This window comes from Agromyces albus, assembly GCF_030815405.1.
Classification (GTDB): domain Bacteria; phylum Actinomycetota; class Actinomycetes; order Actinomycetales; family Microbacteriaceae; genus Agromyces; species Agromyces albus_A.
On the sequence record NZ_JAUSWX010000001.1, the window covers coordinates 1,118,222 to 1,144,481 of the forward strand.

General features: G+C 70.6%; 18 protein-coding genes. 13 read left to right on the top strand and 5 right to left on the bottom strand.

Translation table 11 applies throughout. The features are described 5' to 3' along the window. The first annotated feature begins 2 nt into the window (after positions 1-2). Positions 3-575, top strand: a complete 573-nt coding sequence (locus QFZ29_RS05185) for an AAA family ATPase (RefSeq protein WP_306893157.1) — start codon at positions 3-5, stop codon at positions 573-575. Continuing rightward, positions 575-1,333, top strand: a complete 759-nt coding sequence (locus tag QFZ29_RS05190) for a YaaA family protein (RefSeq protein WP_306893158.1) — start codon at positions 575-577, stop codon at positions 1,331-1,333. The genes QFZ29_RS05185 and QFZ29_RS05190 overlap by 1 nt, the downstream gene beginning before the upstream one ends. A gap of 43 nt (positions 1,334-1,376) precedes the next feature. On the opposite strand, the gene QFZ29_RS05195 is transcribed toward QFZ29_RS05190, so the two are convergent. Then, the gene (locus QFZ29_RS05195) at positions 1,377-1,973 is read right to left on the bottom strand and encodes a DNA-3-methyladenine glycosylase I (protein WP_306896610.1); all 597 of its coding nucleotides are present in this window, start codon (positions 1,971-1,973) and stop codon (positions 1,377-1,379) included. Between the two features lie 5 nt (positions 1,974-1,978). After that, positions 1,979-2,470, bottom strand: coding sequence for a methylated-DNA--[protein]-cysteine S-methyltransferase (locus tag QFZ29_RS05200; RefSeq protein WP_306893159.1), 492 nt, complete (start codon positions 2,468-2,470; stop codon positions 1,979-1,981). A gap of 153 nt (positions 2,471-2,623) precedes the next feature. On the opposite strand from QFZ29_RS05200, the gene QFZ29_RS05205 reads away from it, so the two are divergent. Both QFZ29_RS05205 and QFZ29_RS05210 read left to right on the top strand, forming a co-directional pair. Continuing rightward, positions 2,624-3,592: an aldo/keto reductase gene (locus QFZ29_RS05205; RefSeq protein ID WP_306893160.1), complete on the top strand. Its 969-nt coding sequence runs from the start codon at positions 2,624-2,626 to the stop codon at positions 3,590-3,592. A gap of 91 nt (positions 3,593-3,683) precedes the next feature. After that, positions 3,684-4,901, top strand: a complete 1,218-nt coding sequence (locus tag QFZ29_RS05210) for a DUF4192 family protein (protein WP_306893161.1) — start codon at positions 3,684-3,686, stop codon at positions 4,899-4,901. Here the strand turns inward: QFZ29_RS05210 and QFZ29_RS05215 are convergent. From QFZ29_RS05215 to QFZ29_RS05225, 3 genes are read right to left on the bottom strand one after another with little or no spacing between them, the layout of a single operon-like run. Then, the gene (locus QFZ29_RS05215; protein WP_306893162.1) at positions 4,888-6,336 is read right to left on the bottom strand and encodes an NAD(P)/FAD-dependent oxidoreductase; all 1,449 of its coding nucleotides are present in this window, start codon (positions 6,334-6,336) and stop codon (positions 4,888-4,890) included. The two genes, QFZ29_RS05210 and QFZ29_RS05215, sit on opposite strands and share 14 nt — an antisense overlap. Then, a complete protein-coding gene (locus QFZ29_RS05220; protein WP_306893163.1) occupies positions 6,336-7,754 on the bottom strand; it encodes an aspartate aminotransferase family protein in 1,419 nt (472 codons plus the stop codon). The genes QFZ29_RS05215 and QFZ29_RS05220 overlap by 1 nt, the downstream gene beginning before the upstream one ends. A 12-nt stretch (positions 7,755-7,766) precedes the next feature. Next, positions 7,767-8,249 carry an Lrp/AsnC family transcriptional regulator gene (locus tag QFZ29_RS05225; protein ID WP_306893164.1) on the bottom strand — a complete coding sequence of 161 codons (483 nt, stop codon included), beginning with the start codon at positions 8,247-8,249 and terminating at the stop codon, positions 7,767-7,769. A gap of 137 nt (positions 8,250-8,386) precedes the next feature. Here QFZ29_RS05225 and QFZ29_RS05230 point away from each other — a divergent pair, with 137 nt between their 5' ends. From QFZ29_RS05230 to QFZ29_RS05270, 9 genes are all read left to right on the top strand, one after another. Then, positions 8,387-9,550 carry an FHA domain-containing protein gene (locus QFZ29_RS05230; protein WP_306893165.1) on the top strand — a complete coding sequence of 388 codons (1,164 nt, stop codon included), beginning with the start codon at positions 8,387-8,389 and terminating at the stop codon, positions 9,548-9,550. 25 nt (positions 9,551-9,575) lie between these two features. Beyond that, the gene (locus tag QFZ29_RS05235) at positions 9,576-10,376 is read left to right on the top strand and encodes a PP2C family protein-serine/threonine phosphatase (RefSeq protein WP_306893166.1); all 801 of its coding nucleotides are present in this window, start codon (positions 9,576-9,578) and stop codon (positions 10,374-10,376) included. Positions 10,377-10,489: 113 nt separating this feature from the next. Next, positions 10,490-11,905 (top strand): serine/threonine-protein kinase, encoded by a 1,416-nt coding sequence (locus tag QFZ29_RS05240; RefSeq protein ID WP_306893167.1) that lies wholly within the window; start codon positions 10,490-10,492, stop codon positions 11,903-11,905. Then, positions 11,905-17,781, top strand: coding sequence for an Ig-like domain-containing protein (locus tag QFZ29_RS05245; RefSeq protein WP_306893168.1), 5,877 nt, complete (start codon positions 11,905-11,907; stop codon positions 17,779-17,781). Before QFZ29_RS05240 ends, QFZ29_RS05245 begins: the two co-directional genes overlap by 1 nt. Positions 17,782-17,795: 14 nt before the next feature. Then, positions 17,796-18,767, top strand: a complete 972-nt coding sequence (locus tag QFZ29_RS05250; protein ID WP_129520886.1) for an AAA family ATPase — start codon at positions 17,796-17,798, stop codon at positions 18,765-18,767. Further along, a complete protein-coding gene (locus QFZ29_RS05255; RefSeq protein ID WP_306893169.1) occupies positions 18,764-20,086 on the top strand; it encodes a DUF58 domain-containing protein in 1,323 nt (440 codons plus the stop codon). Before QFZ29_RS05250 ends, QFZ29_RS05255 begins: the two co-directional genes overlap by 4 nt. Continuing rightward, the gene (locus tag QFZ29_RS05260) at positions 20,083-22,392 is read left to right on the top strand and encodes a transglutaminase-like domain-containing protein (protein WP_306893170.1); all 2,310 of its coding nucleotides are present in this window, start codon (positions 20,083-20,085) and stop codon (positions 22,390-22,392) included. Before QFZ29_RS05255 ends, QFZ29_RS05260 begins: the two co-directional genes overlap by 4 nt. Then, a complete protein-coding gene (locus QFZ29_RS05265; RefSeq protein ID WP_306893171.1) occupies positions 22,389-22,967 on the top strand; it encodes a zinc-ribbon domain-containing protein in 579 nt (192 codons plus the stop codon). The genes QFZ29_RS05260 and QFZ29_RS05265 overlap by 4 nt, the downstream gene beginning before the upstream one ends. Before the next feature lie 151 nt (positions 22,968-23,118). After that, positions 23,119-26,106: an FtsK/SpoIIIE domain-containing protein gene (locus QFZ29_RS05270; RefSeq protein WP_306893172.1), complete on the top strand. Its 2,988-nt coding sequence runs from the start codon at positions 23,119-23,121 to the stop codon at positions 26,104-26,106. The last annotated feature ends 154 nt before the right edge of the window (positions 26,107-26,260 follow it).

The following is a 26,260-nucleotide window of genomic DNA, read 5'->3' on the forward strand; positions in this document are numbered from 1 at the left end:
GGATGCAGGGCGAGCAGCCGATCGACCGCCAGTTCGGTGACCTGAGCGTCACCCAACTCATCGTCATGGCCGGGTTGCCGGGCGCCGGGAAGTCGACGATCGCTGAGATCGTCGGAGCCCGGCTCGGCGCCACGGTCGTGTCCGTCGACCCGATCGAGTCGGCAATCCTGCGAGCTGGCATCGACGCCGACCAGCCGACCGGGCTCGCTGCCTACCTCGTAGCCGAGGAGATCGCCGAGAAGGAGCTCGACTCCGGCCGCACGGTGATCGTCGATGCCGTGAACGCCGCCGAGGCGGCACGCCTGCAGTGGCGTGACCTGGCCGAACGTGCCGAGGTGCGGTTGCGTGTCATCGAAGTGGTGTGTTCCGACGAGTCGCTGCATCGCGCGCGACTCGAGAAGCGGGAACGTGGTCTGCCGCACCTCGAAGAGACCACCTGGCGCGCGGTCGAGCAGAGCCTCGAGGGCTACGCGGCATGGACCGGACCGTCTTCGGCCCTGCCGCGCGTCACGATCGACAGCATCGAATCGCTCGGATCGAACGTCGACGCCGCACTCGCCTTCATCGGGTCGTAGTGCTGCTGATCCTGCCCCCGTCGGAGTCCAAACGCGACGGTGGGACCGTTCGGCCGCTCGATCTGGCGGCCCTGTCGTTCGCTGAGCTCACGCCCGCGCGCGCTCACCTCGTCGACGCCGCAGTCGCTCTCGCGTCCGATGTCGAGGCGACGATGCGCGCTCTCAAGCTCGGGCCACGCCAAGCGGCGGAGGTCGAGCGGAATCGAGCGCTGTGGTCGGCGCCCACGATGCCCGCGATCGACCGTTACACCGGGGTGCTCTTCGACGCGCTCGACGCTGCCAGCCTCGATGCTCGAGCGCGCAGGTTCGCCGCGTCGCACCTCGCGGTGCATTCGGCGATGTTCGGCCTCGTAGGTGCCCTCGACCGGATTCCGGCGTATCGCCTCTCGCACGATTCCCGGCTGCCGGGCATCCGGTTGAAGCACGTGTGGAGCGAGTGCCTCGGCGAGGTGCTGGCCGCGAGACCGGGACTTATCGTCGACCTCCGCTCCGAGGGGTACACCGAGCTCGGGCCCGCGCCGGTGCGCTCCGGCAGCGTGTACGTGCGCGTCGTCTCGGTCGATGACGGTGGGCGACGACGCGCCCTCAACCATTTCAACAAGCACGCCAAGGGCCGTTTCACGAGGGCCTACCTCGAGCAGCGGCCTCGGCTCCGCTCGGTCGACGGTTTGCTCGAATGGGCGCGTGGCGCGGGGTTCCGCCTCGACCTCGGGTCGGACCGGCTCGGAGCGCCGCTCGAGCTCGAGCTCGTCGCCTGACCCGTGCTGTCGCGGGCGGCGAACCTCACCAACCGGGCGCGGTTCACCGCCCGACTTCGAGCGGCACCGACGCGCGGAAGCACCCGCCGAGGTGGTCGTCGACGATGCCGGTGGCCTGCATGAGCGCATACATCGTGGTGGGGCCCACGAACCGATAGCCGCGCTTGCGCAGCTCTTTGCTGAGCGCCACGGACTCGGGTGTGGTTGCCGGCACCTCGGCGAACGTCGTGGGCGGCGTCGCACGCGGGGGAGGCGCGAAGCTCCAGAGCAACTCGTCGAGCGGCTGGTCGAGGGCGAGGGTGGCTCGCGCATTCTGGATCGTTGCTTCGATCTTGCCGCGGTGCCGGATGATGCGGGCGTCGCCGAGGAGGCGCTCGACATCGGATTCATCCATCGCGGCGATCCGTTCGACATCGAAGCCGTGGAACACCTCGCGGAAGGCCGGGCGCCGGCGAAGGATCGTGATCCAGGAGAGACCGGCCTGGAAGCCCTCGAGGCACACCTTCTCGAAGAGCCGCACGTCGTCGTGCTGCGGTGTACCCCACTCCTCATCGTGATACCTGCGGTACTCGGAGTCGAACGCACCCCAGCCGCATCGGGTGAGCCCGTCGTCGCCGAGCACGAGCTCAGGGCGTGGAATGACGCTCACGCCGCGAAGCCGATGCGCTCATGCCCGAGCAGCCAGAGCTTGGTGGGCACGCCGTTGCCGCCCGAGTAGCCGGTGATGCGGCCGTCGGAGGCGAGCACACGGTGGCACCCGACGATGATCGGCACGGGATTCGCGCCGACCGCGCCGCCGATGGCGCGAGCGGCGCCGGGCCTGCCGACCGCGGCCGCGAGCGCGCCGTATGAGATCGCCTCGCCCCAGCCAAGCCGCTCGAGCTCGGCCCAGACGGCCTCTTGGAACGGGGTGCCGCTGAGTCGGATCGGGATGTCGAAGTCGGTGCGCTGGCCGGCGAAGTACTCCAGCAGCTGCGCACGAGCGGACTCGAGCACGGAATTGGAGCGTTCGGGCTCGTCTTCGTGGGGAAGCACGCCGGCGCGTTCGATCGAGAGCCCGATCACGGTGTCGGCGTCGGCGACGAGCTCGATGCGGCCGATCGGGCTGTCGAGGCGGATGAGGAACACGTTGGTCATGATTCGAGCGTAGCCGCGGCATCCGACACCAGCTCGCGGAAATCAGACATCGCGTGAGCCGCCACGAAAGGCCGATTGGGGAGGACGAGTCGAGTGCCCCGACCAGGCTTCCGCGAGTGAGAACGCGCGGCTCTCGCGGCCTAGTGTGGAGGGATGACCGACCTCGCCTACCGTTCCCTCGGCCGCTCCGGCCTCCGCGTCTCGGCCGTGGGGCTCGGCGGCAACAACTTCGGTCGAACAGGCACGGCGACCGAATCGCAGAGCGGCACCGACGCCGTCGTGCACGCTGCGCTCGACGCAGGCGTGAACTTCATCGACACCGCCGATGTCTACGGCAAGGAGTACGGGCTCAGCGAGACGCTCCTCGGCAATGCCCTGCGCGGGCGTCGCGACGAGGTCGTGATCGCGACGAAGTTCGGGCACTCCTCGATCGGGTCGCCGCTGCCATCGTGGGGCGCGCGCGGGTCGCGGCGGTACGTGCGTCTCGCGATCGAGGGCTCGCTGCGCCGACTCGGCACCGACTGGATCGATCTCTACCAATTGCACACCCCTGACCCGCTGACGCCGATCGACGAGACACTCGCAGCTCTCGATGACCTCGTGCGCGACGGAAAGGTGCGCTATATCGGACACTCGAATCTCGCTGCCTGGCAGCTCGCGGAGGCCGAGTTCGTGGCGCGCGAGCTCGGCACGACGCGCTTCGTCTCGGCGCAGAACGAGTACAACCTCCTCTCCAGGGGCGCGGAGGCCGAGATCCTGCCGGCCTCCGAACGGTTCGGCGTCGGATTCCTCCCGTACTTCCCGCTGCAGAACGGGCTGCTCACCGGCAAGTTCCGCCGAGACGACCGCCCCGCCGACACGCGCATCATGCGCCAGCGACCGCACCTCGTCGAGCAGGCGCCGTGGGACGTGCTCGACCGATACCGCGCCTTCGCCGACGAGCGTGGGCTCTCCATGCTGGAGGCCACGTTCGGCTGGCTGCTCGCCCAGCCCGCGCTGTCGAGCGTGATCGCCGGCGCGACCGCTCCGGAGCAGGTGCGGCAGAACGCCGCGGCCGGCGGGGCATGGCAGCCGAGCGAACGCGACGTGGCCGAGGTGTCGGAGCTCTTCGCGGTTCGCTGACTCCTCCTCTACATGCCGCCTGCCGCCGTATCCGTCGCCGTCTGAACGGAACGTCGGCACCGGGCGGATGCCGCACCGCCACGCTGTGGCCATGACGACGATCATCCGCGCCGAAGCGGCGCACGACTTCCTGGCCCTCGTTCCCACGCTCGCGGGCTTCCGCCCTGAGCGCTCGATCGTCTGCGTCGCGTTCCGCGGCAATCGCACGATCGGCGTGCTTCGCCATGACCTGCCGAGGCGGGCCCGCGACCGCTCGGCCCTCGTGGCCGCGATCGTCGGCACGCTGTGCCGGATGCCGGGCGTCGATGCGGTCGTGCCGGTCGTCTATACCGACGCGACGTTCGAGGGTTCTCGCGGCGTTCCCGAACGCGCGCTCCTCGGTCTCCTCGTGAAGCGGGCCGAGGAGGCCGGATTCCTCGTGCGGGATGCGCTGTGCCGAGCGGCCGATGCGTGGGCGTCGGTTCTCGATCCGAACGCTCCCGCGGCGGGGCATCCGCTCGCTCTCATCGACGAGAGTCCGGTCACGCGACTGGCGCCGCACGAGGTCGAGGTGCTGGCTTCGCCCGGAGCGACCGGTGAACTGCCGGAAGCCGACCCCGAGATGGTCGCGGCGATCGCCGCGGCGATCACGGCGTTCGAGGCGGACGAGCGCGCCGAGGCGGCGATCGAACGGCTCGGGAACAACGCCGACCCCGTCGAACTCGTCGAGACGCTCGTCGCGCGCGCCGGGGTGAAGCACCCGGCGCTCCGACTCGCGTGGTTCCTCCACCTGGCGTCGCGGCCACCCCTGCGCGACGTCATGATGCTGCAGTTCGCGTTCGGCGTCGTGGTCGGCGAGGCGGCCTACGACGACGCGATGTCGAGCGCCGAGCGTGCCGATCGGAGCGGCGAGACCATGGACGAGCTCGTTCGACGTGAGATCGCCGAGGGCGAGACCGACGAGGTCTCCGAGCTGTTGATGCGACTCATGCTCGGGCAGTCGACGCTCCGCCCCGATCGTCGCCGAGTCGAGCGGGCGCTCGCGCTGCTCCGTCCCCTGATCGCGAATGCGCCGCCGGAGCTGCGCACGGGGCCGTTGTGCATCGCCGCGTGGCTCGCCTGGTCACTCGGTCGCGGATCCGCCGCGGGCGCGTTCATCGACCTCGCGCTCGAGGCGGAACCCGAGCACTCGATGGCGAGCTTGCTCCATTCGTTCATCGGCAGCGGTGCGCTGCCCGATTGGGCGTTCAGTGCCCCCGATCGCTCCGATGGCAGCGCGGATCGCCGTGGCGGATCACGATCTGCACGCCGCAGGCTCAGTGGCCCGTGAGCGGCGCGAGCATCCGTGCCGCGAGCGACGGCCGGCCGGTGTAGCGCTCCTCGGCGTCGGCGAGCCGCATGCCGAGGATCCCGAGGTTGGCGCCGACGAATCGCAAGGGCTCGGGCTCCCAGAGCGGCGAGCGGTGGTTCACCCATGGCAGGTGCGTGAGCTCCGTGTCGCGCCCGAGCACGAGGTCGGCGAGCGTGCGGCCGGCCAGGTTCGTCGTGGAGAGCCCGTCGCCGACGAACCCGCCGGCGAGGCCGACGCCGGTCTTCGGGTTGTAGCTCGCGGTCGGGTGCCAGTCGCGGGCGACGCCGAGCGGGCCGCCCCATCGGTGGGTGACCGGAGCGTCGCCCATCGCCGGGAAGAACTCCCGCAGCGTCTCGTGCAAGCGACCGAACACCTCGTCGACCCGTTCGAACGCCGGATCGACGGCGCTGCCCCAGTGGTAGCGGGCGCCGCGGCCCCCGAACGCGAACCGGTTGTCGGCGGTGCGCTGCCCGTAGACGAGGAGGTGCCGGTAGTCGCTGAAGGTCTGGCCGTGTTCGAGACCGATCTCGTCCCACGTCGCCTCGGGCAGCGGCTCGGTTGCGATCATGAGCGAGTAGAGAGGAAGGATGCGGCGGCGCACGCGTGGCAGTCGGGCGCCGTATCCCTCGGTGGCCACGATGACATGGCGTGCAGCGACCGAGCCCTCACCTCCGCCGTCGAGCGCGCGGAAGCGCACTCGCCCTGCGGACCAGTCGATGACCTCGGTGCGCTCGAAGACCGCCACCCCGAGCGACTCCACGACTCGGGCGAGCCCGCGCACGAGCTTGCCCGGATGCACTCGCGCACACGAGGGGTCGAACATCGCCGACGTGCCGCGATCGCCGGATCCCGGCACGCCGAAGCGCGACGTGATCGTGCGCTCGTCCCAGTACTCGAGCCGGTCGACGCCGAAGCGCATGCCCTCGTCGACCTCCGCCCGAGCGAGTTCACGCTGGGCGTCGCTGCGCGCGAACACGAGCGTGCCGCCCTGGGCGAAGTCGCACTCGATCCCCTCGAGCTCGGTCACCCGGCCGACCTCGCCGACCGTGTCGATCATCGCCCTGCGCATCGCGATCGCGGCATCGTAGCCGTGCTCGCGTTCGAGCGAGGAGGCAGAACGTGGGAAGAGCGCCGAGCACCACCCGCCGTTGCGGCCGGATGCCCCGAATCCGGCGATGTCGCGCTCGAGCACGGCGATCCGCAGGTCGGGGTCGGCCTTCGCGAGCGAGTACGCGGTCCAGAGCGCCGTGAGGCCGCCGCCGATGAGGCAGACGTCGAATCGCGCGCTTGCCGTGAGCGGCGCGCGCGGACGCAGGTCGTCGATGCCCGAGGCGGCGAGATCGTCGAGCCAGAAGCTCACCTGACGGTAGGCGTCGGGTGAGGCATCCGACACCGCATCGCCCGGCCGGTGCATCAGAGCCGGTTCGAGGCTTCGGTGAGCACGCTGCGGAGGATCTGCTCGATCTCCTGGAATTCGGGCACGCCGATCGTGAGCGGCGGCGCGAGCTGGATGACGGGGTCGCCGCGATCGTCGGCACGGCAGTACAGGCCGGCGTCGAAGAGTGCCTTCGACAGGAACCCGCGCAGCAGGCGCTCGGACTCGTCGTCGTCGAAGGTCTCGCGGGTGGCCGTGTCCTTCACGAGCTCGATTCCGAAGAAGTAGCCGTCGCCGCGAACGTCGCCGACGATGGGCAGGTCGAGCAGCTTCTCGAGCTCGGCGCGGAAGAGCGGCGAGTTCTCGCGCACTCGTTCGTTGAGGCCCTCCTCCTCGAAGATGTCGAGGTTCTCGAGCGCGACCGCGGCCGAGACGGGATGCCCGCCGAACGTGTACCCGTGGTAGAACGACGTCGTGCCCTTCGAGAACGGCTCGTAGAGCTTCTCGGAGATGATCGTCGCGCCGATGGGGGAGTAGCCCGACGTCATGGCCTTCGCGCACGTGATCATGTCGGGAACGTAGCCGTAGGCGTCGCACGCGAACATGTGTCCGATGCGGCCGAATGCGCAGATGACCTCGTCGGAGACGAGCAGCACGTCGTACTGGTCGCAGATCTCGCGAACACGCGCGAAGTAGCCGGGCGGCGGCGGGAAGCATCCGCCCGAGTTCTGCACCGGCTCGAGGAAGACCGCGGCCACCGTCTCGGGTCCTTCGAAGAGGATCATCTCCTCGATGCGGTTCGCGGCCCAGAGGCCGAACGCCTCGAGGTCGTCGGTGGGCGCTCCGACCTCGGCCGCGCGATAGAAGTTGGTGTTCGGCACGCGGAACCCGCCCGGCGTGATCGGTTCGAACATCTCCTTCATCGCCGGGATGCCCGTGATCGCGAGCGCACCCTGGGGCGTGCCGTGATAGGCGACCGAGCGCGAGATGACCTTGTGCTTGGTCGGACGGCCCTTCAGCTTCCAGTAGTGCTTCGCGAGCTTGAAGGCCGTCTCCACGGCCTCACCTCCGCCGGTGGAGAAGAACACCCGGTTGAGGTCGCCGGGCGCATAGCCGGCGAGTCGGTCGGCGAGCTCGATGGCAGCGGGATGTGCGTACGACCAGATCGGGAAGAACGCGAGCTGCTCCGCTTGCTTCGCGGCGACCTCGGCGAGACGAGCGCGGCCGTGGCCGGCGTTGACGACGAAGAGGCCGGACAGGCCGTCGAAGTACTTGCGCCCCTCGATGTCGAAGATGTGGTGGCCCTCGCCGCGGGTGATGATCGGCACGCCCGACGTCTCCATGGTCGATTGCCGCGCGAAGTGCATCCAGAGGTGGTCTTTCGCCTTTTGCTGCAGCGCGGCATTGTCGTAGCCCGTGTCGGTCAGCGCGGCGGTGTCAGCGACCGTGTCGGTCATGGTGTTCCCTTCTCAGCGAGTGCCCCAGTTGTAGAACTGCTTCTGGAGCTTCAAGTACACGAACGTCTCGGTCGTCTGCACGCCCTCGAGAATGCGGATGCGCGAATTGAGCAGGGAGATGAGCTCCTCGTCGTTCTCGCACACGACCTCGGCGAGCAGGTCGAAGCTGCCCGCGGTGAGCACGACGTAGTCGATCTCGGGGATCTCGGCGAGCTGCTCGGCGACCACCCGGGTGTCGCCCGCGACGCGGATGCCGATCATGGCCTGCCTGGTGAAGCCGAGTTGCATCGGGTCGGTCACGGCGACGATCTGCATCACGCCCGACTCGGTGAGCCGCTGCACGCGCTGGCGCACGGCGGCCTCCGAGAGGCCGACCGCCTTGCCGATGTCGGCATACGAGCGCCGACCGTCGACCTGGAGCTGCTCGATGATCGCCTTCGACACGTCGTCGAGTTGCACCGGGCGATGCGCTGTAGGGCGAGCCGGGTTCGTCATGGGTCGATTGTGACAGTGACGGATGCCGCAGGCAAGCGATTCCGTTGATATCGAGCGTTTCAGCAACTGATTCCATGGTCTCACACTGAAGCAGTTGCGATCTCATGACGCGATCGGAAGGTGCCAGACTGGACGGCATGGTCGCCGGCACGTTCTCCAGTTCCGCGACGACCGGCGCGCCGGCGTGGGACGTGATCGTGGGCGACCGCTTCATCGCAGCGCTCGCCGCGCCCGCGCCCGATGCGGTTCTCTCAGCGCTCGCGGAGCGCGCGAGCGACCCCTCGCCGAGCATCGAAGCGCTCGTCGGGCTGATCCCGATCGGTCGCGAGCATGCGGTCGAGTCGTTCGCGCTCGTCTGGTGGGCCGACGACGACGTGACGACCGTCACCGCGGTGGTGCGCGGTGAAGCCGTCGTCGACCTCGACTCGCCGGGCGGAAGCCGGCGCTTCGACTCGCGAGGCATCCGGCCATGGCACCTCGCCGACTTCCGTGACGTCGTGGCGTTGCGGCTCACCGGCTCGGACACCCCACTCGGGCCGCTCGGCGTGGCGGCGCATGATGTCGAGCACGCGCGGGCGAGCCTCCGCGCCTCCGCCGTCGAGTGGTCGTCGGTGCCGAGGAGGCGATCTGCCACGGATGTCGCAAGCGCTGTCGTGGCGCCCGCCCTGAAACCCCACTCCTTCGATGAATTCGCCGCCGACACGGTGCTGCGCCCGCGCCCGTCCGCGATCGATGCCGACACCGCGCTCACGCCGAGACCGGCCGCGAAGCCCGAGCCGATACCCACCCCGACGGTGCCGATCGATGTCCAGCTCGACGGTCTCCGGCCCGCCGTGCCGAGGGCGCCCACGGCGCACCCGGTACCGTCGCGCCAGCCGGCGGACGCGCCATCCGCTTCATCCGCCTCATCCGCTCCGCCGAAGGAAACGGATCCAGTGCCGACCGGCCCGCGATTTCGCATCGCGGGTGAGCCGCCGCGCACCCTCACGGGACCGGTGCTCATCGGGCGGCGCCCCCTTCCGCCGCCGATCGGCAGGGCCGGCGCGGCTCCCGAGCTCGTGGCGGTCGACTCGCCCACTGCAACCGTGTCCGGAACCCACCTCGAATTGCGGCTCGAAGGGGAGCGCCTCGTCGCGACCGACCTCCGCTCGACGAACGGCACGATCGTCCGAACGGCGAGAGGATCTCGTCGGATGCGGGCCGGCGAGTCCATCGTCGTGACTCCCGGCACCACCCTCGACCTCGGAGACGATACGATCGTCGAGATCCTCCCCGCCCACGGAGCTCCGTTCCCCCAGTGAACCGAACAGACAGCAGGCCGCACCGGTGACGCAGATAGGCAATGGCAACGCCCGCCATCGGGTCACCCTGCCAGACGGCACCGAGATCACCCTCGCGTGGGCGGCGATGACCGACACCGGTCTTCGTCGTGAGGTCAACGAAGACAGCTACATCGCCCAGGCTCCGATCTTCGCCGTCGCCGATGGAATGGGCGGCCATGCCGCGGGCGACTTCGCGAGTGCGGCCGTCGTCACGAGACTCGCCGAGCACGGTGGCAAGATCCTGATCGGAACTCCAGAGGTCGACGCAGCGCTGCGTCTGGCCGTGCAGGACATGGGCCGGGGCGCAGGCGTCACCGACGAGGGCAGCGGCACGACGGTCACGGGAGCGGCCCTGGGGGCGATCGCCGACGAGCCCGCCTGGATCGTCTTCAACATCGGCGACTCGCGTGTGTACCGGCTCGTGAGCGGAACGCTCGAGCAGTTGACGGTCGACCACTCGATCGTGCAGGAGCTCGTCGACGCCGGCCAGATCACGCGCGAAGAGGCCGACACGCATCCGCACTCGAACGTCATCACGCGTGCCGTCGGCTTCCATGAGGCGCCGATTCCCGACTACCGCGCGATCGCGGTCGAGGAGGGGATGCGGCTCCTCATCTGCTCCGACGGGCTCACGAAGGAGCTCACCTCCTATGGCATCCGGCATTTCCTCGTCGCCAACTCGAAAGCGGAGAAGGCGGGTCGACAGTTGCTCGATGCGGCACTCGGCAACGGCGGGCGCGACAACGTGACCGTCATCGTCGTCGACGTGCTGAGCGTCGTTCGCCCGGAGACCGCGCAGAGCTGACTGACCGCCTCGGTATTTTCGCGACGCCGAGTGTCGCGCATCTACAATGATGGACACCCGGCGCCGCCGGCTCCGGTCGGCGTGGATCGGCCCGAAGACCACTGGGAGGACCGTTGTCGAGGCGACTGCCGTCCACTCCGCCCAGCCTCCCCGGCTTCGCATTCATCCGCGTGCTCGGCTCCGGCGGCTTCGCCGACGTGTTCCTGTATGAGCAGAACATGCCGAGGCGCCTCGTGGCCGTCAAGGTGCTCCTCGCGGAGGTCGTGAACGACGGGCTCCGCCAGATGTTCCAGGCCGAGGCCAATCTCATGGCCCAACTGAGCTCGCATCCGTCGATCCTCACCGTGTACCAGGCGAGCGTCGCCGCCGACGGCCGCCCGTACCTCGTGATGGAGTACTGCTCGGCGACGCTCGGCCAGCGCTACCGCGCGGTCCAGTTGCCGATCGCCGAAGTGCTCTCGATCGGCGTGCGCATCGCGAGCGCCGTCGAGACGGCGCATCGGCAGGGGGTGCTGCATCGCGACATCAAGCCCTCGAACATCCTGACGACGGCCTACGGGCATCCGGTGCTGTCCGACTTCGGCATCGCGGCGACCCTCGGCGAGGCCGAGTCGGTCGAGGCGATCGGCCTCTCGATCCCGTGGTCGGCACCCGAGGTGCTCCATGACGAGGTCTCCGGCTCCGTCGCGAGCGAGGTCTGGTCGCTCGGTGCCACGGTGTACTCGTTGCTCGCGGGGCGGAGTCCCTTCGAGGTCCTTGGCGGCGACAACGGGTCGAGCGCGCTGATGGCACGCATCGACAAGGCGAAACCATCCCCGACCGGTCGAGTGGATGTGCCGAGGTCGCTCGAGGCGGTGCTCGCTCGCTCGATGTCGCGACGTCCCGCGATGCGGCAGGCGAGCGCACTCGAGTTCATCCGCGACCTCCAATCGGTGGAGGAGGAGCTCGGCCTTCCGCAGACACCGCTCGAGGTCGCAATGGACGATTGGGCGCTCGCAACCGCCGTCGACCTCGACGACCGCACACGGATCACGGGTGGGAATGCCGCCGGTGCCGTGGATTCCCGCCGGAAACGGCGCCGCGCTGCCCAGGTCTCGGGCACGGTGCAGGGCCTCGAGTCCCGCTCTCCCGAATCCAGTTCCGGCCGAAGCCGTCGCAGGACGCCCCCCAGCACGGGGCGTCTCGCCTGGGGCGTCTCGATCGTCGCGGCGTTGCTCGTCGCGATCGTGGGTGCCGGCGTGCTCGCCATCGTGCAGGGCACACGATCGATCCCCGTCGTCAGCGACGTGGAAGCGGTCGTCGAGGAAGCCGCGGTCATCTTCTCATGGGACGACCCGGGGATCGAGCCCGGCGACGCGTATATCGTCACGGTCGACGGCGAGGCCTCGCCGATGCAACGGGAACCCCGCTTCCTCGTCGAGATCGATGGCCAGAATCGGGTCTGCGCGAGCGTCACGGTCACTCGCGACGGCAAATCCGGACAGCCGAGCGCCGAACGCTGCATCGATCTCGACGGGGCGGCGGGTTGATGCGCCTGCCCCGTCTCAGCGCCCACCGGTCTGCACTCGCGACGGCCGGTGCCGTGACGGCGATCGTCGCGCTCGTCGCCGGAGTGGCGGTGGCATCCGGGGGATACGCTGCACAGCGCGTCGACCTGGGCGACGCGTCGGTCTGGGTCGCGAGCGAGAACCGGCAGTCGGTCGGCCGGGCGAACACCGCGGTGCTCGAGCTCAATTCGGTCGTCGACGCGGGCGGTTCGGATCTCGACGTCGTGCAGGCCGACTCGACGGTGCTCGTGCTCGACCACGAGCGGGCGAGCGTCGGCATCGTCGACCCCACGACGTCGACGATGATCGACACCGTCGCGGTGCCGCCCGGCGAGACGTCGCTCGCCATCGCCGGCTCACGCGTCGTGATCGCCGCCGCGGGCGACGTCTGGTCGGTGCCCGTGGCCGAGCTCGCCGAGTTCGACAGCGACGCAGAGCCCGTGCTCACCTTCGGCGCCGGATCTGTCACCTCGGTCGACGAGGCGGGAACGCTCTTCGCGTACACGCCGTCGACGGGCGTCGTCGCCCGCGTCGACGCAGCCGAGGCGGAGACGGTGGCCACGCGCTGGCAGTTGGAGCCGATCTCCGGAAGCCCCGAGGTGCAGATCACATCCGTCGGAGGACGTTGGGCGGTGCTCGATGTCAGCGGGCGCATGCTGCACCTCGAGGGCCGCTCCCCGCTCGACCTCTCCGGGATGCTCTCACCCAACGACGCCCCCAAGCTGCAAGCGGCTTCGCTCACGGGCGACGAAGTGGCGATCGCGTCCCGCCGCGGCCTCATCGCCGTGGGTCTCGACGGCGCGGAGCCGCGCGAGCTCGTCGGCGGCCGCTCGGGCACGCCGGCGGCGCCCTTCGTCCACGAGGGATGCCTGCACGCCGCGTGGGCGCTCGGCTCGGCATGGCGATCGTGCGCTCCGAGCAACGAACGGCTCATCGACCTCGACGGCGCGGCCGGCGCCGAGCTCTCATACCTCGCCAACGGGGGCGCGCTCGTGCTGAACGACCGGGACTCCGGCAAGACGTGGGCCGCATCGGCCGACTACGGACTCATCGACAACTGGGACCTGCTGCTCGCCGCGGAGCGAGACGAGGAGACCGTCGAGCAGAACGACCCCGACAAGAAGCCCACGATCGAGAAGAGTCAGGTTCCGCCCGTGGCGGAGGCCGACGAGTTCGGAGCACGGCCGGGCCGATCGACCGTGCTGCCGATACTCCTGAACGACTACGACGCGAACGGCGACGTGCTCGTCGTGGACTCGATCGACGGCGAGCTGCCGCCCGGCGCCCGGCTCGATCTCATCGCGAACAACCAGCAGCTGCAGCTCACGCTCGACGACGCGGCATCCGGCACCCTCGCCTTCGGCTACACCGTCGGCGACGGCCGGGGCGGCGCCGCGCATGCCACCGTGCAGATCGCCGTACGCGAGCCCGATGAGAACGCGCCGCCCGAGCAGAAGCGCCAGTCGCGCGCATCGGTCGCGTCGCAGGGGCGGGTGACCACGCCGGTGCTCGGCGACTGGGTCGACCCCGACGGCGATCCGTTCTTCCTCCTTCAGGCAGCGGTGGAGGCGCCCGACGCGATCTCGTCGACGGCCGACGGCATCGTCGTGTTCGACGAGAAGGGCGCTCCCGCTGCGATGCGCACGGTCTCGCTCGTCGTGTCCGACGGCCCCGCCGAGGCCGCCGGCACCCTCGAGATCTCGGTGCGGGCGCCGGGCGACGTCGAGCTCGTCGCCGACCCCTTCGTGGCGCTCGCGACCGCCGGGCAGGAGATCCGCGTCGAACCGTTGCGCTACGTTCGCGGCGGCTCGGGCCAGGTGCGGCTGAGTGCGGTGCCCGCGAAGCCCGATGTGCAGCTCACGCCCGACTTCGACGGGGGTACCTTCCGCTTCACGAGCGCGGTGGAGGGCACCCACTATCTCGAGTACACGGCGACCGACGGGTCCCAGATGGCGACCGGTCTCGTGCGCGTCGAGGTCTCGGCGCCGCCCCAGCGCGACACGACGCCGATCACCGTGCCGCACACCGCGTTCGTCCGCGCGAACCAGCCCGTCGACGTCGACGTGCTCGCGACCGACATCGACCCGACGGGCGGTGTGCTCATCGTGACGGGCCTCACCGACACCGCCGAGGACGAGGGCGTGCGAGTCGAGGTCATCGATCACCGCATCCTGCGGGTCACGCTCTCACGACCCCTCGACACCGGATCGACGACGTTCGGCTATCGCGTGAGCAACGGGCTCGCCGACGCCGAGGGCGAGGTGACGCTCGTCGAGGTCCCGGAACCCGAGCGAACCCAACCGCCCGTCGCCGCCGCCGACACGATCTCCTCGCGCACCGGCGATGTCATCGACATCGCCGTGCTCGACAACGACGAACATCCCGATGCGCTCCCGCTCACACTCGCCGCCGACCTCGACCAGAAGCCCGCCGCCGGTCTGCTGTTCGTCGACGGCGACCGCCTCCGGTACTTCGCGCCCGAGGAGCCGGGCGAATTCGAGGCCGTCTACCGGGTGCTCGCCCCAGACGGGCAATACGCCACCGCGAGCGTGGCGATCTCGGTGCGGGTCGCCGACCCCGAGACGAACACCCCGCCCGTGCCGGCGACGGTCACCGCGCGGGTGCTCACCGGCGAGACGGTGCGCATCCCCATCCCGCTCGGCGGCGCGGACCCCGACGGCGACTCGGTGCAACTGCTCGGCCAGGAATCGAATCCCGAGCGCGGCACGGTGGTCGACCGGGGCGGCGATTGGCTCGAGTACCAGGCGGGCGAGTACTCCGCAGGAACGGACACGTTCCAGTACGCCGTCGTCGACGCGCTCGGCGCTCGCGCCACCGGCACCGTGCGCGTCGGCATCGCGCCGAGGCTCGATGGCGCCCGAGCTCCGATCGCCGTCGAGGACAAGGTCACCGTGCGCCCAGGGCGGACCATCTCCGTGCGAGTGCTCGAGAACGACTCGGATCCCGACGGGGGAGCGCTCACCCTCCGCTCGGTCGAGCCCACGACGGGGCGAGCCACCGCGATCGTCGACGGCGACCGCATCGAGGTCACCTTGCCCGACGGCGAGCAGGTGCACGGATTCATCTACACCGTCGAGAACGAGCATCTCGGCGAGGCGTCGAGCTACCTCACCGTCGAGGCCCGGCACGACGCCCCGCTTGCACGACCTGAGGCGTCCGACATGGTGCTGAGCCTCAGCGACATCCTCGACAAGGAGCGGATCGACGTCCCGGTGCTCCGCAACGTGTTCCTCGCCGACGGTGCCGCCGCCGACCTCACCGTCGGTCTCGTCGATGGCTACACGCGCGGCGTGGAGGTGCGCCGAGACGGCAGCATCCGCGTCGAGATCCAGGATCATCGACGCATCATCCCCTTCTCGGTCGGCCATCCCGAAGACCCAGACCTCACGGCGTATGCCTTCATCTGGATGCCCGGCCGAGACGACGCACTGCCGCAGTTGCGCCGCGATGCACCACGGGTGCAGGTCGTGAGCGGCGAAGAGGTGCGGATCGAGCTCGATGAGTTCGTGATCGCGGCATCCGGTCGTCCGGTTCGGTTGACGGATGCCGCGACCGTGCGCGCCTCGCATGATGACGGCACCGACCTTGTGGTCGACCACGACTCGCTCCGCTATCAGAGCGAGAACGGCTACTTCGGCCCGGCGTCGCTCTCGTTCACCGTGACCGACGGCGAGTCCGCCGCGGACCCGACCGGCCGCACCGGCACGATCGTGATCCCGATCAACGTGTTGCCGACCGAGAACCAGCCTCCGGTGTTCACCGGCGGGGTCATCGACTTCGAGCCGGGACAGTCGAAGACGATCGAGCTCGTGAAGCTCACGAACTACCCCTATCCCGACGAGGTCGACAAGCTCGAGTTCGAGGTGCTTCCGCCGTTCGCCGACGGCTTCGACGTCGCATTGTCGGGCGACGAGCTCACGATCGAGGCCTCGGAATCGACGGTGAAGGGAACGAGCGCATCGGTGGCGGTCGGCGTCACCGATCCGGCAGGCGCCGGGCGGGCAGGCCGGATCGACCTGCGCGTCGTGCCGTCGACCAGGCCGATCGCGCAACCGGCGGCCGACAGCGCGATCGCAGCTCGTGGCCAGACGACGTCGATCGATGTGCTCGCGAACGATCGCGCCACGAACCCGTTCCCGCAGACCCCGGTGCGGGTGGTCGGCGTGCGTGGCCTCGACGACGAGAGCCTCCCCGCGGGGGTCACGATCGAACCCAGCTCCGACCGCTCCACCCTCGCGGTGTCGGTCGACCCGGCGGCCGCGCCCGTGAACACGACCCTGCAGTACCAGGTCGCCGACGCCACCGACGACCCCAGCCGGTACGCGTGGGGAACGGTCACGATCTCGGTGCAGGACCGGCCCGATCCCGTCACCGGCCCACTGGTGACCGGATACGGCGACGGCACCCTCGACGTGACCTTCGGCGCCGGCGGATTCAACAACTCACCGATCAGCGGATACGAGATCGCGCTGCTCGCCCCGAGCGGACGCGACGTCGTGCAGACCTCCACCTGCGCAGCGACGACCTGCACGATCGCGACGCCGGGCAACGGCGAGGCGAACGCCGTCATCGTGCAGATCCAGGCACGCAACGGCATCGGACTCTCCGACCCCGTCGAAGCACCCGGCCCGATCTGGTCCGACGTCGTGCCGCCGCCGCCGACAGACCTCCGCGCGTTGCCGCTCAACCGTCAACTCCGCATCGAGTGGACGCCCGTGTCGACCGGGGCGGGCAGCAGCGTCGGCTCCTACGTCGTGACCGTCGCCGGCGTCTCGACCGAGGTGTCGGTGGCGAGCGCCTGCACGGCGACCGTCTGCGGCGTGGAGTCGCAGTTCCTCGAGAACGGCAGCCAGGTGCCGTTCACCGTGAGCGCACGCAACCAGGCCTACGCCGCGCTCACCGTATGGAACGAGGCAGGCGGCTCCGGCACTCCGTTCGGGGCGCCTGTCGCGGGTGGCATCGCGGTGAACGGCGACGCGCTCGCCGGCTCGGTGACGGTGTCGTGGTCGCCCTTCTCGGGCAACGGCGACGCGATCGGCGGGTACTTCGTGCAGCGGCTCGTCGAGGGCGAGTCGAGCGTGCCGACAGGGCCGCAGGCGTGCGGAGTGACGAGCCCGGCGCCGGGAACAGTCGTCGCACCGGCTACCGGCGGCAGCGTCGCCGAGGTCGTGCACGTTGGCCCCGAAGCCACGAGCGTGCAGTTCGCCGGAACGGCCACCGAGGCCGCCACGTACTCGTTCCTCGTGTGGGGATTCAACCGAGCCGCCTGCGTCAACACCGAGGTCGGGAGCACGGTCGTGCGCCCCGCGCCGGGCGGCGCGGGCCCCGTGCAGAGCGCGATGGCCTGGATGAACATCGAGACCTGGGACCGATACATCGAGAAGGTCGAGGGGAACGCGTGGCGATACGAGATCGTCGCGGTCGACGCCAACGGCGCCCACATCCCGGGAACGGTGAGGGACTTCAGCGGATCGGGATGGCTCCGCCAGCTCCTCAACCGTCCGTTCGGCGAGGCGGCGCGGTTCCAGGTGCGGGCGTGCACCTTGTGGGGAAGTTGCGGGCCGTGGTCGCAGACCCAGCCGACCGATGCCGAGCCCTCGCTCACCTTCGCCCTGCCGAGCCGCGTGTGGAACGAGACGACGAAGACGTGGTCGTGGACCGCTGCCCCGGAGAACTCCGGCCTGCCGGCGGTCTTCTGGTGCGGTGTGGACGGCGAGAAGGACGGGCGCTTGTCACAGTCGGCGACGACGTGCGAGATCCCCGACGCGAAACCAGGGGAACGGGTCTGGTTGGATGTTGAAGTCGCCGGCGTGAAGGCCCGCTACCAGAACTTCTGATCGAAGGAGCAACGATGACCATGACCCCCGAGGAGGCCACGCGGTTCTCCGCGAACCTCGACCGACTCGTCGGCGCGGTCGAAGAGGTGCTGCTCGGCAAGAACCGGGTCGTGCGACTGGCGTTCACGGCGCTCCTGAGTGAAGGCCACCTCCTGCTCGACGACGTGCCGGGGACCGGCAAGACCTCCCTCGCGCGTGCCATGGCGCAATCTGTGGCGGGCACGAGCAACCGCGTGCAGTTCACCCCCGACCTGCTTCCCGGCGACATCACCGGAGTCACCGTCTACGACCAGCGCTCAGGGCTGTTCGAGTTCCATCCCGGGCCGGTCTTCGCGAACATCGTGCTCGCCGACGAGATCAACCGGGCGAGCCCCAAGACGCAGTCGGCGCTCCTCGAGGTCATGGAGGAGGGACAGATCACCGTCGACGGGGTGACTCACGCCGTGGGACATCCGTTCATGGTCATCGCCACCCAGAACCCCGTCGAGCAGGCCGGCACCTACCGCCTGCCCGAGGCGCAGCTCGACCGGTTCCTCATGCGCACGTCGATCGGCTACCCCGATCACGCCTCGACGATTCGCATCCTCGAGGGCGCCGACCAGCGCGCCCACGGTCATCGCATCGAACCGCAGCTTCGCGCCGACGAGGTCGTCGAGCTCGCCGCGCTCGCGCGGACCGTGTATGTCGATCCGACGATCCACGACTACGTCTCGCGGCTCGTCGACGCCACGCGCACCGCTCGCGAGGTGCGACTGGGCGTGAGCGTGCGCGGAGCCCTCGCGCTCATCCGCGCTGCGAAGACCCACGCCGCAGGGCGTGGCCGGCACTACGTCGTGCCCGACGATGTGAAGGCGCTCGCCGATCCCGTGCTCGCGCACCGTCTGATTCTCGATCCCGAGGCGGAGTTCGACGGCGCGACCGCGTCGAACATCATCGCCCAGGTGCTCATCGAGACCCCGCCGCCGTCCTCCAGGCAGGCCGTGTGACCCTCGTCCAGACTCGCTCGACGATTCCCGAGGAGGCCAGGAAGACCGGCCTGCTCGCCGTCGTCATCGGGCGTGCCGTGGGAATCGGGGCCGCCGCCGGCGCCGTCGTGGCCGAATGGGCGCGCGCCGTGCGCGGCGTCGTCACGTCGCTCGGCTGGGCCGTGATCGTCGCGGCGATCGCGGCACTCGCGGCGGGCTACGCCTGGGGATGGCTCGAGGTCATCGTGCTCGGGTGGGGGTTCGGGCTGCTCGTGGCGGCGGCATCCGTGTGGCTCATCGGTCGCGGCGCCTCGACGATCGAACTCGTGCTCCCGACGCCGCGCGTCGTCGTGGGCGAGGCGGCCGAGGCGCGGCTCATCGCGGCCAACCCCGGTCGCCGGCGATTCGGCGGCGTGCAGCTCGAGGTGCCCGTCGGCAGGCGCGTCGTCGAGCGCGTGCTGCCCGGGCTTCCGCGCGGCGGCGCCTTCGACGAGCAGTTCCCCATTCCGACCGAGCGACGCGGGGTCGTGCCGGTCGGGCCCGCCCGCACGGTTCGCGCCGACCCGATCGGCCTCATGCGCCGCGAGATCGTCTGGTCGCAGGTCGTCGACCTGCACGTGCATCCGCGCACCGTGCCGATCACCGCGCTCAGCACGGGATTCATCCGCGACCTCGAAGGGGCGCCGACGCGTGATCTCACCGCGAGCGACATCGCCTTCCACGCCCTGCGCGAGTACCTCCCTGGTGACGATCGGCGCCACATCCACTGGCGCAGCTCCGCGAAGACCGGCACCTTCATGGTGCGCCAGTTCGAGGAGACCAGGCGCAGCCGGCTCATGATCGTGCTCGACCTCGACGCGACCGCCTACACGGATGCCGCGGAGTTCGAGCTCGCCGTCGGCGCGGCGGCGTCCGTGGGTGCTCGAGCCATCCGCGACGCCCGTACCGTGTCGTTCGTCGTGTCGGGGCCGGCCGGGGGCAACGGCGCCGCTCGCGGCTCGATGCGCGAGCTGCCGACCGTCTCGCGCGATCGGCTGCTCGATGCCCTCTGCGTCGTGGAGACCGAGGAGCGCGCGGCGATGCTTCCCGATGTCGCGCACGCCGCCGCCGAGGCGCTCACGGGAATCTCCCTCGCCTTCCTCGTCACCGGCACGGCGCGCGGGATCGCCCCGCTGCGGTCCGCCGCGACCCGGTTCCCCGTCGGGGTCGAAGCCGTCGCGGTGCAGTGCGCACCCGAGGGGGAGCCATCGGTGCGCTCCATCGCGGGGCTCACCGTGTTCCGGATCGGGTATCTCGACGACTTGCGCGCGATGCTCGCGAGATCGGCGTCGGTGGCATGACGCCGACCCGCTCGCAGGCAGGTGCCGACCGGTTCTGGGCGACCGCGGTCAGCACGCTGCTCATCGTCGCGATGCTCGCCGCGGCCTTGATTCCGTGGTGGCCGATCTACGAGAGCACGGCGTTCATCGTCGCAGGCGCCGTCGCGATCGTCGCCGGTGCGGGCATCGGCGTCGTCGGCGCACGCCGGCGCTGGCCCGCGTGGATGGTCGTCGTCGCCGTGTTCGCGGCATACCTCGTGCTCGGCGTTCCGGCCGCGGTGCCCGGGCGAGCGCTCGCCGGGATCCTGCCGACTCCCGTCGGGGTCGCCGACCTGCTCGCCGCGGCGGCGCTCTCGTGGAAGCAGCTCGTCACGATCGCGGTGCCGGTCGGCTCGTACCAGGCGCTGCTCGTGCCCCCCTTCCTCTCGGCGCTCGTCGCGGCGACCGCTGCAGTGACGATCGCGCTGCGCAGCCGCCGGCCCGCAGCAGCCGCGGTGCCTCCGGCCTTCCTCCTCGTCGGCGGCATCACGTTCGGCGTCGTCCACACCGCCTTCGCGGTCGAGGCGGGCCTCGCTTTTCTCGTCGCCGCGGTGGCCTGGCTCGTGCGGATCGCGATCTCGAAGCGACGGGCGATCACGAGCGGCCGGCCGGTCGAGGCGGCGCTCGCCGACGCGCGCCGTGTGTTCGGTGCGTCGGCGCTCGTGGCGATCGCGCTCGTCGGCGCCACCGCGGCATCCGTCGCCCTGCCGGTGCCGCAGCGGAACGTGTTGCGCGCCGAGCTGCAGCCCCCGTTCGAGCCACGCGAGCATGAGAGCCCGTTGGCAGGCTTCCGGGCGGCGTTCGACCCCGAATCGAGTGAGCGGGCCATGCTCAGCGTTCGTGGCCTGCCGGAAGGCGCCGGCATCCGGATCGCGACGCTCGACACGTACGACGGCATCATCTACTCGGTCGGAGGCGTCGACGGCACGGCGCTCTCTGGCCGGTTCACGCGCTTGCCGTATCGACTCGACCAATCGGGCGCGGTCGACGTGCGCATCGAGGTCTCGGTGCTCGGGTACGCCGACGTGTGGGTGCCAGGGCTCGGTCGCCTCGAGCGCATCGCGTTCGAAGGTCCGCGTGCGGAGCAGCTCGCCGAGGGATTCGTCTACAACGACGTGACGGGCACGGGCGCCGTGCAGGAGGGACTCGACTCGGGCGATTTCTACACCGCGTTCTCGGTGACTCCGGCCGATCCTGGTTCACTCGTGGGGTTGCGCCCGGGAACGAGCGTGCTTCCGCCGTCGCCCGACCTGCCGGCCGAGCTCGCGCAGCTGCTCGACGAATGGGCGCCGGCAACCGGTGATCCCGGCCAACGACTCGCCCAGCTCATCGAGGGATTCCACGATCAGGGGTATGTCAGTCACGGCCTCGGCGAGCAGCGGCGGAGTCGCTCGGGGCATTCGCTCGACCGGCTCGCCGAACTCGCCACCGAGATCCCGATGGTCGGCGACGGCGAGCAGTACGCCGTTGCAGCGGCCCTGATGGCGCGGCAGATCGGCTTCCCGGCGCGGGTCGTCGTGGGCTACCTGCCCGGTGCAGAGCCGTCCGAGACGGATGCCACGGCTCCGGCGGAATCCGATGACATCACGGTGTTCGAGAGCGCCGACCTGCAGGCGTGGATCGAGGTGCAGACGGCCGAAGGCGACTGGCTGTCGGTCGATCCGAACCCGGATCCACGTGAGATCCCCAAGCCCCAGCCCGATGAGCCGACGGTCGTGTCGAGGCCGCAAACGGCCCTGCCGCCGCCCGCGGAGCGCACACCGGTCGACGACCTCGACCCCGAGCCCGACCTCTCGCCCGACGATCAGGACGACGACGCCGCCGCCTGGTTGCAGGTGCTGCTGGGCGTGCTCGGGGTGACCGGCATCGTGGTCCTCGTGCTCGTCCTCATCGCGAGCCCGTTCCTCGCGATCATCGCGGCGAAGCTCCGACGGCGCCGACTGCGCCGCGGCGCAGCGACGGTGGTCGAGCGGATCGAGGGAGGGTGGCAGGAGTTCGCCGACTCCGCAGCCGACTTCGGCTATCCGATCAGCCCGAACGCGACCCGTGCTGAGCAAGCCGCGACGGTGGGCGGACTCGCGCCGCTCGTGCTCGCATCCGTGGTAGACCGCGCAGTGTTCGCTCCCGACGGACCATCCGACGACGTCGACCGGCGGGTCTGGGAGTCGGTCGACGAGCTCCAAGAGCGCCTCGGGGCCCCGCGCACTCGCCGCGAGCGGTGGCGGGCTGCGGTCTCCCTCACCTCGCTCGGCGGGTACGCTGTCACCCGGAGAGGAGCGCGGTCGTGACGTGTCGGATCTGCGGGGCCGACCTTCCCCCAGGGGCGATGTTCTGCGGCGAGTGCGGCAGCTCGACGAGCGCGACACCCGAGTCGAGACGAAAGCCCGACCCTCGACCGGGCGACACGACGGCGATCGAGCGACCGGCACGCCGCAATAGCGGAGTGATCAGCATCCCGCTCGACGGCTTCCGTGCGGCAACGGCGATCCCGTCCTTCGTGGAGGCTCCCGTCTCGGCCCCCGTGGCACCGCCGACGGCCACGCGGTTCGTCTTGCGGTTCAGCACCGGTGAGACCCGCACGGTGTTCGGCACCGGGCTCATCGGTCGGCGCCCGCTGCCGCAACCGGGCGAGGTGTTCGACCAGCTCGTGCAGATCACCGACCCCGGCCTCTCGGTCTCCAAGACCCACCTCGAGTTCGGCGAGCACGACGGCGTGCTCTGGATCGCCGATCGCTTCTCGGGCAACGGCACGATCGTGCGACGCCCCGACGACGGGGCGCTGCGCTGCGAGCCCGGGCGTCGCTATCTCGTTCCGCGCGGAAGCCGCGTCGAGCTCGCCGAGCACTTCTTCGTGATCGACTGATCCGGTCGGCGCGGCGCCGGGACCACCCGGGTGGCACGCTGTGCCCGGCTACGCGCTTCGACTCGTCCTCGACAGGCGCGCGGGCGCGTGGATGACGGGCGTCCTCGCGGGCGTCTCGTCCGCGCGGCTCCGATGCTGCTCGGATGGCTGAGTGGACCGTCTCGACCTCGCCTCGCCGCATCCGCTCGACCTTCCGCTCGCCCTCCCGCCCGTGCCGCCAGAGGCGACTCGAGCCGGGTTCCCACTCCTCGCCACGCTCGCGCCCGTCGTCGGGGCACTCGGGCTGTGGGCCGTCACCGGATCGACGTTCGCACTCGTGTTCGCGGCCCTCGGTCCGGTCGTCGCGATCGCCTCGCTCTTCGACTCCCGTCGACAGGCACGGCGGCAGCGGCGGCGAGCCGAGGCCGAGCGCGCCCGTCGTCTCGACGCGCTCCACGCCGCGATCGACGAGCGCCACGAGTACGAGCGCCACGCGGCGTGGCGGCGGTCATCTCACCCGCGACACCTCGTCGACGGCGACGCGGCGCCGAGCTGGAACGACGGCAGGCCCGGGCCGGTGGTGCTGGGGCGGGGGAGTTCCTCGAGCACGCTGCGCATCGACGGGTCGCCGGCAGACGACGCCGATCGTGCCGTCCTCGAGCACGCGGCACTCCTCGCCGATGCGCCCGTGACGGCCGATCCCGAGGCGGGCATCGGGTTCGTCGGCACGCAGCACCTGGTCAGCGCGGCGGCCCGGGCGGCGCTCCTCCAGGTCGCCCATCACGGTGTGCCCGGCGGGCTCGCGATCGAGGTGCCCGCCGGCGAGCACTGGGCCTGGGCGCGACGACTCCCGCACCACGGCGGTGGGAGCCAGTGGCGGGTCCGGGTCGTCGACGGGGCGTCACCGCACGCGCGACAGGTCACGGCCGAGCGCGTCGGCGTGGGCGCATCCGTGCCCGTGTCGATCATCGCCGTGGGTGCCGATGCCGCGAGCCTGCCTCCCGGCATCGAGACGGTCGTCGAGATCGAGGGGCCGGGCCTCGCGATCGTGCACCGGCGCACGGGCGCGGCCGCCGATCGCCCGATCGTGCCGGGACTCATCGGCGGCTCCGAAGCGCTCGCGTGGGCCGGCAAGCTCGCGGCAGCGGCGAAGCGGGCGGGTATCGGCGGTGCGCACGGGCTGCCGAAGCGCGTGCCGCTCGACAGCCTCGGGCCCCCGGCCGCCCCGGCCGGCAGCCGTGCGACACTCGCCGTCGCGGTCGGCGTCACGTCCTCCGGAACGCTCGAGCTCGACCTCGTGCGCGGCGGACCGCATGCGCTCGTCGCCGGCACGACGGGCAGCGGCAAGAGCGAGTTCCTGCTCGCATGGCTCACGGCGTTGGCACGAGCCCACCGGCCCGACCGCGTGTCGTTCCTCCTCATCGACTTCAAGGGCGGCGCCGCATTCGAACCGATTCGCAGCCTTCCGCACGTCGCGGGCATCGTCACCGATCTCGATGAAGCCGAAGCCGAGCGCGCCGTGCTGAGCCTCCGCGCCGAGCTCCGGCACCGCGAGTCGGTGCTCGCCGCGGCGAGTGCACGCGATATCGCCGACCTCGCACCCGTGGTGTCCCTCGCGCGCCTCGTGATCGTGGTCGACGAGTTCCAGGCGATGATCGAGCGGTTCCCCGGCCTCGGCGCGGTGATCGGCGACATCGCCGCTCGCGGCCGGTCGCTCGGCGTGCACCTCGTGCTCGCCTCCCAGCGTCCGAACGGGGTGGTGCGCGAGCAGGTGACGGCGAATTGTGCGATCCGCGTCTCACTTCGCGTCATGCAGCGTTCCGACAGCGTCGCGGTCGTCGGCACCGACACGGCCGCTTCGATCCCGCCGGATGCTCCGGGCCACGGCGTGATCGATCCGGGCGACGGATGCCCCGTGCCGTTCCATTCGGCCGTCGCCGACCCCGCGCTGCTCGCGGCCACTCGCGCCATGACCGCAACCATGCCGCGCGCTCGACGACCGTGGCTCGATCCGCTGCCGCACCGCATCGCACCGGATGAGCTCGATCGGCTCGTGACGCCCTCGAGGCCCATGCCCGCCTCGGCGCAGGATCAGTTGCTCGGCAGGCCGCTCGGCGAGCCGCACGCCGGCTCGTCGGGCTGCGTCGCGCTCGGCCTCGTCGACGAACCCGAGCTCCAGCGACGCGCCATCGCGACCTGGACGCCCGACGACCACGGCCACCTGCTCGTGCTCGGCGCTCCGGGAAGCGGGCGCAGCACGGCGCTGTCGCTGGTGGCGCGCGCGATCGCCGAGCAGCACGGCCCGGCGGCGGTGGTGAGGCTCGAGGGTCCGCGCAGCGTCGTGTGGGACACGATCCAGACGCTGCTCGTCGCCGTGCGACGAGGCGGTGAACCTCCCCGGCTCCTCGTCATCGACGATCTCGACTCGCGATTCCGCGGGTGGCCCGACGAGTACCGGCAAGCGGCTTCGGAAGCTGTCGCCGCTCTGCTCCGCGAGGGCCGTTCGCGAGGACTTGCGGTCGTCGCGAGCGCTGCGCAGCAGCATTCGCTCGGTCCAGGTGTGCGCGAGAGCTTCGGCGAGGTGGTGCGGCTCCGGTACCCGAGCCGTTCCGACCTGGTGCAGGCCGGGGGAGCCGGGGAACTCTGGCGCGCCGGCGACCCGCCCGGCTCGGGCCAATGGCGTGGCCGGCGCGTCCAACTCGTCGACGACGTCGGGCTACCTCCGGCCGTGCCGCAGCCCGTTCGGCCGCTGACGATCGACCCCGCCCGCGTGCATGCCGTCGTGACGCCGACGCCTCGGGCCGCTGCCGAGGTGCTCGCCGCACACGCGAGCACGGTGATCGTGCTGTCGCCGGGTGCCGAAGCGGCGATCCACGCCGCACTCACAGCGGCGCCTCACGGCGGGCGACCCGTGTTCATCGGCGACGCCGACGCGTGGGCGATGAACTGGAGCCTCGCGTCGGCGATTCGCGAGGACGCCGTCATCGTCGCACAGGGCGGTTCCGCCGAGTACCGGGCGCTCGTGCGTGACCGCACCCTGCCGCCGCTGCTCGACGATGGCGCGCCGCAGTGCTGGGTCATCGGCGGGGCGGGCGCGGCGGGTGCGGCGGGCGCAGGCCCGGCGGTCAGGGCGACGTGGCCGATTGCGCTTGGCAACTGAAACCGATGCTCAAACCCTCCAGCGAGCACTGATTCCGTGCCGAATGTTCGAAATTCTTAACGATTCGGACATGATCCGATGAAATTGGTCCTGCAGTGTGGCAGTATCTTCCCACCACGCATGAGCTTGCGACCCGATAGGAGTATCCGTGACC